General features: G+C 34.6%; 10 protein-coding genes. 7 read left to right on the top strand and 3 right to left on the bottom strand.

Annotated features, from left to right (window positions below; translation table 11 throughout):
* Window positions 1–30 precede the first annotated feature (30 nt).
* Entirely contained in the window at window positions 31–807 is a 777-nt protein-coding gene (locus HM986_RS04235; protein WP_179333817.1) for an alpha/beta fold hydrolase, read from the bottom strand.
* Window positions 808–900: 93 nt separating this feature from the next.
* On the opposite strand from HM986_RS04235, the gene HM986_RS04230 reads away from it, so the two are divergent.
* From HM986_RS04230 to HM986_RS04220, 3 genes are read left to right on the top strand one after another with little or no spacing between them, the layout of a single operon-like run.
* Window positions 901–2,454, top strand: coding sequence for a serine hydrolase (locus HM986_RS04230; RefSeq protein ID WP_179333816.1), 1,554 nt, complete (start codon window positions 901–903; stop codon window positions 2,452–2,454).
* A complete protein-coding gene (locus tag HM986_RS04225) occupies window positions 2,455–3,759 on the top strand; it encodes a branched-chain amino acid transport system II carrier protein (protein ID WP_179333815.1) in 1,305 nt (434 codons plus the stop codon). It abuts the gene before it with no gap.
* Window positions 3,759–4,463: a DNA adenine methylase gene (locus tag HM986_RS04220; protein ID WP_179333814.1), complete on the top strand. Its 705-nt coding sequence runs from the start codon at window positions 3,759–3,761 to the stop codon at window positions 4,461–4,463. The genes HM986_RS04225 and HM986_RS04220 overlap by 1 nt, the downstream gene beginning before the upstream one ends.
* 64 nt (window positions 4,464–4,527) lie before the next feature.
* Here HM986_RS04220 and HM986_RS04215 read toward each other — a convergent pair whose 3' ends face one another.
* Together HM986_RS04215 and HM986_RS04210 are read right to left on the bottom strand one after the other, a co-directional pair.
* Window positions 4,528–5,451 (bottom strand): EamA family transporter, encoded by a 924-nt coding sequence (locus HM986_RS04215; RefSeq protein WP_179333813.1) that lies wholly within the window; start codon window positions 5,449–5,451, stop codon window positions 4,528–4,530.
* Window positions 5,452–5,543: 92 nt separating this feature from the next.
* Window positions 5,544–6,836 carry an aminopeptidase P family protein gene (locus HM986_RS04210; RefSeq protein ID WP_179333812.1) on the bottom strand — a complete coding sequence of 431 codons (1,293 nt, stop codon included), beginning with the start codon at window positions 6,834–6,836 and terminating at the stop codon, window positions 5,544–5,546.
* A gap of 458 nt (window positions 6,837–7,294) precedes the next feature.
* On the opposite strand from HM986_RS04210, the gene HM986_RS04205 reads away from it, so the two are divergent.
* From HM986_RS04205 to HM986_RS04190, 4 genes are all read left to right on the top strand, one after another.
* The gene (locus HM986_RS04205) at window positions 7,295–7,969 is read left to right on the top strand and encodes a succinate dehydrogenase cytochrome b subunit (RefSeq protein ID WP_040757229.1); all 675 of its coding nucleotides are present in this window, start codon (window positions 7,295–7,297) and stop codon (window positions 7,967–7,969) included.
* 12 nt (window positions 7,970–7,981) lie between these two features.
* A complete protein-coding gene (locus HM986_RS04200) occupies window positions 7,982–9,994 on the top strand; it encodes a fumarate reductase/succinate dehydrogenase flavoprotein subunit (protein WP_179333811.1) in 2,013 nt (670 codons plus the stop codon).
* Between the two features lie 10 nt (window positions 9,995–10,004).
* Entirely contained in the window at window positions 10,005–10,751 is a 747-nt protein-coding gene (locus tag HM986_RS04195; protein WP_179333810.1) for a succinate dehydrogenase/fumarate reductase iron-sulfur subunit, read from the top strand.
* Between the two features lie 100 nt (window positions 10,752–10,851).
* Window positions 10,852–12,624 carry a MutS-related protein gene (locus tag HM986_RS04190; RefSeq protein WP_179333809.1) on the top strand — a complete coding sequence of 591 codons (1,773 nt, stop codon included), beginning with the start codon at window positions 10,852–10,854 and terminating at the stop codon, window positions 12,622–12,624.
* Window positions 12,625–12,653: the final 29 nt, after the last annotated feature.

Here is a 12,653-nt window from a genome sequence, read left to right as displayed (position 1 = left end):
AAATAAAATATATTAAAACGTTTAAGGGGTTTATTTTTCGATAAAACGCAATATTTTGTAAGTTAAATCTGATTTATTCTCTATGTGACTCATGTGTCCTTCTGAAAATTCTACGAAATCAATGTCCGTACCTTCTATATTGTTAATAATTTGATCAGTGTTAACTAAGCTATCCTTTTTACCAGCGATAATTATTTTATTACATTTTAGATTTTTTAAAATAGCAAAGCGATTTGGCCTAAGCTTCATTCCTTCTTGAGCGGCAATGTACCCCTGAAGCGGTGTTTTTAAAGCCAATTGAAGTGCTTTTTCATAAGCGGTTTTATGTATTATTTTGCTTTCAGGCGTAAATAAATTAGCAAAAGACATTTGTACTAAAGCCTCAAAATTATGCTGTGCCATTTCAGAGGCACGAGTTCTTATTTGTTTTCGAGACGCGTCATCAGCATCATAGGTAGAGTTCATTAGGCAAAGTCCTTTAAATAATTCCGGTCTCTGTTCTGCTAAGGCCAGGGCAACATAACCTCCCATGGAATGACCAATAATATCAGCGCTCTCGATATTTAAATATTCTAAAACTACCAAAACGGCTGCTGCCATGGCATCCATGGTGTGCACGTAACCGATGCAATCTGTTTTGCCATGTCCTAATAAATCAACACAAACAACTTTATTCGTTGTGGATAATACAGCTATTAAATCTTGCCACATTTCAACACTTTCTAAAAACCCATGAAGTAAAACGATAGAATCTCCTTTGCCTTCAATTGTATAGTGAATGCTACTATTTTTATAATTTAAAATCATATTTGCAAATATAGATTTTGAAAGTATTACTGTTCACTAATCGTTGTAACATTTTAGTATCTTTGAAATTTTGAAAACTCAATTAAATATATAATGATTCTAAAACGTCTTTTTTTATCGCTTTTACTAATTTTTGGATTCTTTGTTAATGCTCAAATTGAAGAGCAACAGCTTGATAAGCTTATAAAAGAAACCTTAACTACTTTTAATGTCCCTGGTATTTCTGTTGGTGTTTATAAAGATGGAAAGGTGGTATACGCTAAAGGTCATGGTGTAAGGTCTTTAATCAACAAAAAAGACATGAATGATGAAACTTTAGTTGGTGTGGCTTCGAATAGTAAAGGTTTTACGTGTTTTGCATTAGCTATGATGGTCGATGCCGGAAAGTTGAATTGGGATGATAAAGTGCGTAAGCATATCCCAGAGTTTCAATTACATGATGCTTGGGTAACTGAAGAATTTACGGTTAGAGATTTGGTAACACACCGCAGTGGAATGGGGTTGGGCGCAGGAGATTTAATGTTTTTTCCTGAAGGAAGTGATTTTACAGTAAATGACATTATTAGTAATGTGAGATATTTAGAACCCGAAAGTTCATTTAGAAGTGAATTTGCATATAACAACAATATGTTTATAATCGCAGGTGAAGTTTTAAAACGCGTAAGCGGTTTGGCTTGGGAAGACTTTATTGAAACCAAAATTATGAAACCTGTTGGGATGACAAGTAGTAAAGCATCTTACAATCGTGTGACGGATAAATCTAATATCATTGATGCGCATACCATGGCTGAAGGAAAGGTAGTTCAGATTCCACATGATTGGAGTGAAACCGCTAATCCGGCGGGAGGAATTGTAAGTAATGTGCCAGATATGTTAACTTGGGCTCAATTTTTAATGGATGATGCTGTTACCCATAATGGTGAACGTTTATTAAGTGCTAGACAGTTTTATGAGCTTTGGCAATTACAAACACCTTTAAATGTATCGCTTAATGATTCATATGATTCTAATTTTAAAGGCTACGGATTAGGTTGGTTTGTTGCCGATGTAAAAGGGGGGTACAAGCAAGTTTATCATACAGGAGGATTATTGGGAACAGTAACTCAATTTACGATGATCCCAGATTTAGATTTAGGAATTGTGGTGTTAACAAATCAAATGAATGGTTCTGCTTTTAATGCCATAACGAATACTGTTAAAGATGCTTATCTCGGTTATGAAAATAGAAATTGGTTAGAGAAGTACGGCAAATCTAATACGGATTATATTACCTATAATGATAGTATAAAAGCGGCGGTGTTTTCAAAAGTTGAAAAGGCAAAACTACTTAAAACATTACCACAACCAGAACAAATTATTGGGACTTATACCGACGATTGGTTTGGTGATGTTATGATTTCTCACGACCCAAAGAAAGGATACACTATCAAAAGCACGCGTTCGTCAAGATTATTTGGTGAATTATTACCGTTCAATGCTACAACATTTGTTGCGAAATGGAATGATAGAAGTTATGATGCAGATGTTTATATGAAATTCACCTTTAATGAAAAAGGGAAGGCGGTTTCAGCAACCATGGACTATATTGCGCCGATTACTGATTTTAGCTTCGATTTTGGTGATTTAGAATTCAAAAAAACGAATTAAGTGGATGTAAAACGCAAAGAACTTTTAATAACCAGTTTTGGAATGTTCTCCTTGTTTTTTGGAGCAGGAAACTTATTGATTCCACCATTATTAGGATACAATGCTGGAGACAACTGGTTTTGGGTTGCAATTGGTTTTATGATAACCGCTGTGGTTATTCCTATTCTTGGTATTCTCGCGCACGCTAGACTACAAGGTACCTTATTTGATTTTGGTAAAAAAGTATCACCTACGTTCAGTTTAATTTATTGTATTCTTATCTATATCATTGCTGTGGCAATTCCATCTCCAAGAACGGCTGCTGCAACACACGAAATGGCGATTTTTCCTGCTTTTGGAAGCGCTCCCTTATTAACCAGCGCTATTTATTTTTTACTCGTATTGGTTTTTGTGCTTAACCGATCTAAGATATTGGGCTTAATCGGTAAATTTTTAACTCCCTTTATTGTTATTATGTTATTGGCAGTAATCAGTATTGGTTTGTTTTCGACAGAGTTTAGCACGGGTGTTACGCAATTTGATGCACCATTTGCAATAGGTGTTTTAGAGGGCTATCAGACTTTTGACGCTATTGGTGCGGTTGTGGTGGGAGCGGTTATTATTGTGTCCTTAAATTTTAATAATATGGCAGTAGAAATCTATAGCTCTAAACGAACCTTAATTCGTAAATCTGGTTTTATTGCCGGCTTTAGTTTGTTTATTATTTATGCAGGTTTAATTTCTGTGGGGGCTTATTATGGGTCCGAAATTAATATTAATGAAACACTTAGTAGTGATATGCAACGTGCTAATTTATTGCGAGATATTAGTATTTCAGCATTAGGTGAATTTGGAAATGCCGTCTTAAGTATCCTAATTTCATTAGCTTGTTTTACAACAGCCATTGGCATTGTAGCTGGTACAGCAGATTATTTTAAGGGCTTATTAAACGATTCTCAAACGGTTTATGTCATTACGGCCGTTTTGGCAAGTGTTTTTGGGGTGGCGATGGGTCAGTTAAATTTTAACTCTATTATAGTCGTTGCGATTCCGGTATTGTTATTTATTTATCCCATTACGATTGTGTTAATTTTATTGAATGTATTACCCGAAAAAATAGGAACGTCGATAGTGTTTAAGACAGTAGTTTTTGTGACGTTTTTATTCAGTATTCCAGATGTAATTGGTTTTATTAGTCCATCTGAAAGCTTAACGATAGTAACCGATTATATTCCATTTTCTAGTCAAAGTTTAGGTTGGGTATTACCTGCTTTTTTAGCCTTTGTAGTTTCGTCTTTTGTACAACAAAAAATGAGAATTAGATAATGAAATACATGGGGAGCAAGGCACGTTTTGCTAAAGATTTATTGCCAATTATTTTGAAAAATAGAAAAGATAACCAAGCATATCTTGAGCCATTTGCGGGGGGGATGAATATGATTGACAAAGTTGATGGTGTTAGAATTGCCAACGATCAGCATGAAGAGCTAATGGCCATGTGGCGAGCTTTAACCTATGAAAATTGGGATCCACCACAATTAGTCACTGAAAAAGAGTATAAACATATAAAATATAACCAACAGCAATATCCAAAACATGTTGTGGGGTATGTTGGGTTTAACTCATTTGGTGGAAAATGGTTTGCTGGTTATAGACGCGATAAGGAAGGGAAGCGCGATTATTGGGGGGAACACTATCGCAATATTACCAAGCAAGTTCCAAAATTAAAGGGTATCATTTTAAGTTGTAAATCGTATACCGATTTAGAGATTCCAAAACAAAGCATTGTCTATTGCGATCCGCCTTACGCTTCGACTACAAAGTATCGAGACGGTTTTGACCACGAGAAATTTTGGGAATGGTGTAGGCAACAAAGTAAAGCTGGTCATCAGGTGTTTATCAGTGAGTACAATGCTCCAGAAGATTTTAAATGTGTTTGGGAAAAGCCAGCGAAAACTACTTTTTCATGGCATGCAGAGAACTTAGCACCTAAGATTGCATTAGAGCGTTTATATGTTTTTAAAGGCTAAAACGTATTAGAAATTTATTGTTTGAAATGCAACAAAGTCAATCATTAATGCAATATCTCTATGCTTAAATTTCTTTTTTGAATCTTTTAAAAAGCGTAATGGTCTTCTTTGTATTAATAAAATACACCCCGGTAAGTAAAACTGCTGCTGCAATTAGAGATTGCATGGAAAAGGTTTCACCTAAAAAGTACCATCCTAACATTAGAGCCACAATTGGATTTACATATGTTGAGGTCGCTACTTTTTCAGGCGATACCTTACTCAATAAATAATTAAAAGCAGTAAAAGCAACGATACTTCCAAAAATGATAAGTATTCCCATGGAATTGATGATCTCAGTATTCCAGCTAGAAAAAGGGAGTCGTTCTTCACCAACACCAAAGCTGCCAATTAATAACATACTACCTCCAAATAGCATTTGGTACCCTGTGTTAACAAAAAAGTTGGAAGGTAAGTCGGCTTTTGAAACAAACAGGCTGCAATAGGCCCAACTTAGCATGCAGATAAAAATCATAATCATTCCGGTAACCATACCTTCTTTTCCAATCATTTCACGTTGACTGACTAATAAATAAATACCGATACACCCAATTACAACACCTAGTATAGACATGGGTTGAATCTTTTTACCTTCTAGAATTCGTAATAGTATTAATACAACCAAGGGTTGTGCTGAGATTTCTAAAGCAGCAAAACCGCTATCAACAGACTTTAATGCCCAAACGACTAAACCATTTCCGATGGTTAAAAACAAAAAACCGGCAATTGCTGTATTTCGTAATTGTCGCTTTGTGATTTTTAAAGGAATTTTTAAAAATTTGGCAATAGTGAAAATCAAGATACTTGCGGTAATAAATCGAATAGAAGCAGCATATAGAGGTGCTAACTGACTAACTAAAATTTTGTTCAATAAATATGTGGAGCCCCAAATGACATAAATCGAAAAAAATGATAATAGTATATAAAGACGTTCTTTAGTCAATTTCATGTCCTATAATTTAGGGATTAGCGGTAATCAAAAAAACTTGCAAGCTACATAATGAACTTACAAGTTTTTTAATATTTAAAGATATTTTAGAATTAAGAATTCATGATGTCCTCAATCTCTTCTGCTTCAATAGGAATATTACGCATTAAATTAAAAGGTTCTCCTGAATTTTGAATAACCACATCATCCTCTAAGCGTATGCCAAAACCTTCATTAGGAATGTAAATTCCAGGTTCAACAGTAAAGACCATATTAGCTTTCATTGGCTCGGTTAAAACACCATAATCATGAGTGTCTAATCCCATATGGTGAGATGTACCGTGCATAAAATATTTTTTGTAAGCAGGCCAATCTTTGTTTTCATTCTGAACATCTGCTTTGTCTAACAAGCCTAAGCCTAAAAGTTCAGATGTCATTAGTTTTCCAACTTCTACATGATATTGTTCCCATAAAGTGCCAGGAACAAGCATTTTGGTTGCGTCATTTTTAACACGATTTACAGCGTTGTAAACATCTCTTTGTCTATCGTTGAATTTTCCAGAAACCGGAATTGTACGTGTCATATCACTAGCGTAATTAGCGTATTCTGCACCAGCATCAATTAAAATTAAATCACCAGCTTTACATGGTTGATTGTTTTCAATATAATGCAAAACGTTAGCATTATTTCCAGAACCAATAATTGGAGTGTAAGAAAAACCTTTTGAGCGGTTGTTTAGAAACTCATGCATAAATTCTGCCTCCAAATTGTATTCGTAAACGCCAGGTTTTGTAAATTTTAAAACACGTCTAAATCCTTTTTCTGTAATATTACAAGCTTGTTGAATCAGGTCTAATTCTATTTGATCTTTTACCGAACGTAAACGTTGTAAAATAGGATTGCTTTTTGCTACGCTATGTGCAGGGTATTTGCCTAATAGCCATTTTGTAAAGCGATCTTCTCTTGTTTCTGTTTCTACGTTGGCTCTATAATGTTCATTGGTGTTGATGTAAACCGTATCGCATTGTGTCATTAATTCAAATAAAACCTTTTCCATGTCTTTTAACCAATACACAGTTTTAATTCCAGAGGTTTCAAATGCTTTGTCTTTAGTTAGTTTCTCTCCTTCCCAAACAGCAATATGTTCATTGGTTTCTTTTAAGAAGAGAATCTCACGGTGTTTTTCTTTGGGACAATCGGGAAATAAAACCAAAATACTTTCTTCTTGGTCAACTCCACTTAAATAAAATATGTCTCTGTGTTGGGCAAAAGGTAGCGTACTATCTGCGCTTATGGGGTAAATATCATTAGAATTAAAAACAGCTAAACTACTCGCTCTCATCTGAGCCATAAAGTTTTTACGGTTTTTTATAAAAAGTTGGTTGTCTATTAAATCGTATTTCATTTTTTAGTTGAATTTTTAAGTTTCTTGTAGTTAAGTATCAGTTAGCTAAGCGTAGTCGAAGTGTTAACTTAACAAGAGCCAATTATTGTATATCCCAAAAATAAACAAACAAAACCGCAAGCAAAAGTGAAAGCAGATTATCTATTAAAAATTAAGACACTTTTATGAGGTTTCAACCTTGAAAGTTTAATTTCATAACGTTAAAGGATAACGTGTTTTGCTATAATTTCAATTAAAGAGAGGTGTCCCAACTACTCATTTTAAATAAATTAAAAATAGAAAAGTCTATCTGTAAAGGCAGTATTATAGGTTTCAAACGATTAATAAGAATAATTTGATTGAAAGTAAGCTTAAATCTACTTAAATTCATTCTAAATAAATTAATAATAACAATGCGTTGTTGGGAAAACGTTAATTGCGCAGTATCTTTGTTAAACAAATAATCAACTACAATTACAATGAGCGGGATTTTAAATTCGTCGATTGGAAGAAAATTTGCCATGGCACTTTCGGCTTTCTTCCTAATGATTTTCTTATTACAACATTTTGCAATTAACCTATTATCTGTTTTTAGTGCAGATACTTTTAATGAAGTATCACACTTTATGGGGACGTTTTGGGTGATTCAATATTTAATGCAACCTGTATTAATTTTTGGTGTGATTTTTCATTTTGTGATGGGATTTGTACTAGAAATTAAAAACAATAAAGCAAGGAATATCTCTTATGCTAAAAATAATGGTGCTGCAAATTCTACTTGGATGAGTAGAAACATGATTTGGAGTGGAGCTGCTATTTTAGCGTTTATGGGACTACATTTCTATGATTTTTGGTTTCCAGAAATTAACACCAAATATATTGTTGGTGATATGTCTGGGCAACTTGCTAACGGAGAATTTAGATACTTCGAAGAGTTACAACATAAGTTTGTAGACTTATGGAGAGTTGTACTTTATGTTATTGCTTTTGTCTTCTTAGCATTACATTTATTACACGGATTTAGCTCAGCCTTTCAATCGGTTGGTGCAAATAATAAATACACAAAAGGATTAAAGGGATTCGGAAAAGCATATGCAATTATTATTCCATTAGGATTTATATTTATTGCATTATTTCATCACCTTAATCATTAAAACATATCTAATATGGCTTTAGATTCAAAAGTACCAAAGGGTTCAATTAAAGATAAATGGACCGATTATAAAAACCACATCGATTTAGTAAATCCAGCCAATAAACGTCACATTGATGTTATTGTCGTTGGAACAGGACTTGCAGGTGGTTCTGCTGCTGCAACATTAGCGGAGTTAGGCTATAATGTAAAAGCATTTGCTTACCAAGATTCACCTCGTAGAGCGCACTCTATCGCAGCACAAGGTGGTATTAACGCTGCGAAAAATTACCAAGGTGATGGCGATTCTACATATAGATTATTTTATGATACTGTGAAAGGTGGTGATTACCGTTCGCGTGAAGCAAACGTGTATCGTCTTGCTGAGGTATCTACTAATATCATTGACCAATGTGTGGCACAAGGAGTTCCTTTTGCACGTGATTATGGTGGATTATTAGATAACCGTTCGTTTGGTGGTGTTTTAGTTTCTAGAACATTCTACGCTAAAGGACAAACAGGACAACAGTTATTACTAGGAGCGTATTCAGCAATGAATAGACAAATTGCTCGTGGTAAGATTGAAATGTTTAACCGTCACGAAATGCTAGATGTCGTTATTGTAGACGGAAAGGCAAGAGGAATTATTGCTCGTAATTTAATTACAGGTGAAATAGAAAGGCATTCAGCACATGCTGTTGTTGTTGGTTCTGGTGGTTATGGAAATGTATATTTCTTATCAACAAACGCTATGGGCTCTAACGCAACTGCTGCTTGGAAAATTCATAAAAAAGGAGCGTATTTTGCGAATCCTTGTTACACACAAATTCACCCAACATGTATTCCACGTTCGGGAGATTACCAATCGAAACTGACGTTGATGTCAGAGTCATTACGTAATGATGGTCGTATTTGGGTGCCTAAAAATATGGAAGATGTTATGGCAATTAGAGAAGGTCGTAAAAAACCAACCGATTTGTCAGAAGATGAACGCGATTATTATTTAGAAAGACGTTATCCTGCATTTGGTAACTTAGTTCCGCGTGATGTAGCATCTAGAGCTGCAAAAGAGCGTTGTGATGCTGGTTACGGAGTTAATGCAACTGGTGAAGCGGTATATTTAGATTTTGCCTCTGCATTTGAGCGTTACGGAAGAGAACAAGCTAAAATCCATAACATTACAAACCCGTCTGATGAAAAAATTTACGAATTAGGTCAGGCAATCGTAGAAGCGAAATATGGAAATTTATTTCAGATGTATGAAAAGATTATAGATCAAAATCCATACGAAACACCTATGATGATTTATCCTGCAGTACACTATACAATGGGTGGTGTTTGGGTTGATTATAATTTAATGACTACAATTCCTGGGTGCTATTGTATTGGTGAAGCTAATTTCTCTGATCATGGTGCAAACAGACTTGGTGCCTCTGCTTTAATGCAAGGTTTAGCCGATGGGTATTTTGTATTACCATATACGATAGGAGATTATTTATCTACAGACATCCGTACTGGGAAAATTTCAACGGATTCTAAAGAGTTTGAAGAGGCAGAAAAAGAAGTCACAGAAAGAATTAACTTCTTTGTAAATAATAAGGGTACTAAATCTGTTGATTATTTTCATAAGAAATTAGGAAAAGTAATGTGGGACAAGGCAGGAATGTCTAGAAACGCACAAGGTCTAACAGAGGCTATGGCAGAAATTAAAGCCATAAGAGAAGAATTTTGGAAAGATGTTTCTGTACCAGGAACAGCAAATGAGATGAATCCAGAACTTGAAAAAGCCGGACGTGTTGCAGATTTCTTAGAGTTAGGAGAATTATTTGCAAAGGATGCTTTAATGAGAGAAGAATCTTGTGGTGGACATTTTAGAGAAGAATCTGCTGAATTAGATGGTCCTCAAAAAGGAGAAGCTAAGCGTAATGATGAAGACTTCGCCTTTGTTGCTGCTTGGGAATATAAAGGAGAACCTGCTGATGCAGTTTTACATAAAGAAGAATTAGAATTTAAAGATATTGAACTAAAACAACGTTCATACAAATAAGAAAGACGATATGAATTTAACACTTAAAATTTGGAGACAAAAAGACTCAAAAGCTAAGGGTCAAATGGTCGATTACAAAGTTACTGATATTTCAGAACACATGTCTTTCTTAGAAATGATGGATGTTTTGAATGAACAATTAGTAAACTCTGGTGAAGAGCCTGTTGCATTTGATCATGATTGTCGTGAAGGAATTTGCGGTATGTGCTCTATGTATATTAATGGTGAAGCACACGGACCAGATAGAGGTGTAACGACATGTCAGTTACACATGCGTATGTTTAAAGATGGTGATACCATTACTATTGAGCCATTTAGAGCAGCAGCATTTCCAGTGATTAAAGATTTAGTAGTAGATAGAATGGCTTTTGAGCGTATTCAACAAGCTGGTGGATATATTTCTGTAAACACTTCTGGTAACACACAAGATGCTAACAGTATTCCTATTTCTAAACATGCAGCAGATGAAGCTATGGATGCAGCAACTTGTATTGGTTGTGGTGCATGTGTAGCAAGTTGTAAAAACTCTTCGGCAATGTTATTTGTCGGTGCTAAAGTATCACAATATGCGTTATTACCACAAGGGCAAGTGGAAGCTGTAGATCGTGTTAAAAATATGGTAGCGCAGATGGATTTAGAAGGTTTTGGTAACTGTACAAATACAGGTGCTTGTGAAGTAGAATGTCCAAAAGGTATTTCTTTAGAAAATATTGCACGTATGAATCGTGAGTATTTATCTGCGACTTTAAAAGGTTAACATATTCCTGCGAAAGCAGAAATCTTATTATACAAAATCCCAAGCCTAATTATGACTTGGGATTTTTACTTTTCTTATATTTCAATTTTATTATAGACTTATGCAAAACCCAGCATCTTTTTACAAAGAGCAATTAGAATTAAATCAAGTAACTTCTAAACGTATATTTAAACAGCTAAGCTTATATAGTATACTTAGACTTGCCATTTTTGTGCTTTCAGGAATTGGAATTTATTTCACTTATGAGAATTGGCAGGTCTCCACAGGAATTGCTGTTTTAGGTTTGTCTAGTTTTCTTTTCTTATTATCCCGTTATACAGATTTAAAATCGAAACGAAACTTACACAAGCGTTTAATAGCTATTAACGAAGAAGAATTAAAAATAGCAAAAGGTGATTTTCATGATAGACCAGAGGGAGCCGAGTATCAAGATCCTAAACATTTTTTTAGTTTAGATATCGATTTATTTGGGAAAGGATCTTTCTTTCAATTTATGAATAGAACTGCCCTTAAAGAAGGAGCTCAGAAATTAAGTGCCAATTTGCTTTCTAACGCTATTACCAACATTAAAGAACGACAAGACGCTATAAAGGAGTTAGCAGATTTACCTAAATGGAGACAAAACTATGTTGCTGTAGCGCAAGGTGTAGAAATAGAACATTCTGCAGCCTCTATTATTACATGGTTAAAAGACTATAAGCCTTTTTTAGGTAAAACCCAGCTTGTATTAACTATTGGTTTTAGTATCGTATCGTTGGTGATTTTAGGATTAGGAATTGCGGAAATTATCCCAATTACAACCATTGGTTATTGGTTATTGGTGGGACTTGGAATTGCCGGCATATATTGGAAAAAAATTGATGTCCTAGCGCTTCATACAGGACAAGCCAAAGATACGTTTAGACAATACGCATTGCTTTTAGAAGCCATTGAAACGACAACGTTTAAGTCTGAATTATTAAAGGAGAAACAAAAATTGATTAGGTCTGAAGACCAGAAAGCATCCGAAATATTCTCAAAGTTTTCAAAAGCACTGGATGCTCTCGATAATAGGAATAATCTTATTTCATTGGTTTTAGGCAATGGTTATTTATTGCTAGATATTAGAAACAGTTATAACGTTGAAAAATGGATTTCTAAATACAGCCATAAAGTAGATGATTGGTTTGAAGTGGTTACCTTCTTCGATGCATTTAATAGCTTAGGGAATTATGCATTTAATCATCAAAAATTTACCTATCCAATAATTACGGAGAAACCAGTGACGATTTTAGCCGAAGGCCTGGGGCATCCGTTATTAAATGCAGAAAAACGTGTAGATAGTGATTTAGAATTAAGAGAAGAACAATTTTTTATCGTAACAGGTGCAAATATGGCTGGTAAAAGTACATTTTTAAGGACTGTTGCGCTTCATATTGTAATGGCCAATGTTGGTTTGCCTATTTGTGCTAAACAAAGCAAATACAAGCCTATTAAGTTAATTACAAGTATGCGAACAACCGATTCGTTAACAGATGATAGTTCGTACTTCTTTAGCGAGCTAACACGATTAAAATTTGTTGTAGATACGATTGAAAATGATAAAAACTACTTCGTCATTTTAGATGAAATTTTAAAAGGGACGAACAGCACAGATAAAGCTATTGGCTCCCGCAAGTTTGTTGAGAAATTGGTTAAACAACATGCCACTGGAATCATAGCAACGCACGATTTAAGTCTTACTGAAATAGAAACAGAATTAGAAGCTGTAAAAAACTATTACTTCGATGCAGAAATCATAAACGATGAACTCTTTTTTGATTATAAATTGAAACAAGGCGTTTGCCAGAATATGAATGCTAGTTTCTTGCTAAAAAAGATGGAGATTATCTAAAAGAGCTTCATTCTGAGTGAAGCAAAACA

This window comes from Winogradskyella costae, assembly GCF_013403865.1.
Lineage (GTDB): Bacteria > Bacteroidota > Bacteroidia > Flavobacteriales > Flavobacteriaceae > Winogradskyella > Winogradskyella costae.
Note: the sequence above shows the minus strand (reverse complement) of the source record. Positions and strands in the feature narration are given on the sequence as shown.

Coding starts and splice junctions, on each gene's coding strand:
- HM986_RS04230 (WP_179333816.1), top strand. CDS start 901: ATGATTCTAAAACGTCTTTTTTTATCGCTTTTACTAATTTTTGGATTC.
- HM986_RS04220 (WP_179333814.1), top strand. CDS start 3,759: ATGAAATACATGGGGAGCAAGGCACGTTTTGCTAAAGATTTATTGCCA.
- HM986_RS04210 (WP_179333812.1), bottom strand. CDS start 6,836: ATGAAATACGATTTAATAGACAACCAACTTTTTATAAAAAACCGTAAA.
- HM986_RS04190 (WP_179333809.1), top strand. CDS start 10,852: ATGCAAAACCCAGCATCTTTTTACAAAGAGCAATTAGAATTAAATCAA.
- HM986_RS04195 (WP_179333810.1), top strand. CDS start 10,005: ATGAATTTAACACTTAAAATTTGGAGACAAAAAGACTCAAAAGCTAAG.
- HM986_RS04205 (WP_040757229.1), top strand. CDS start 7,295: ATGAGCGGGATTTTAAATTCGTCGATTGGAAGAAAATTTGCCATGGCA.
- HM986_RS04200 (WP_179333811.1), top strand. CDS start 7,982: ATGGCTTTAGATTCAAAAGTACCAAAGGGTTCAATTAAAGATAAATGG.
- HM986_RS04215 (WP_179333813.1), bottom strand. CDS start 5,451: ATGAAATTGACTAAAGAACGTCTTTATATACTATTATCATTTTTTTCG.
- HM986_RS04235 (WP_179333817.1), bottom strand. CDS start 807: ATGATTTTAAATTATAAAAATAGTAGCATTCACTATACAATTGAAGGC.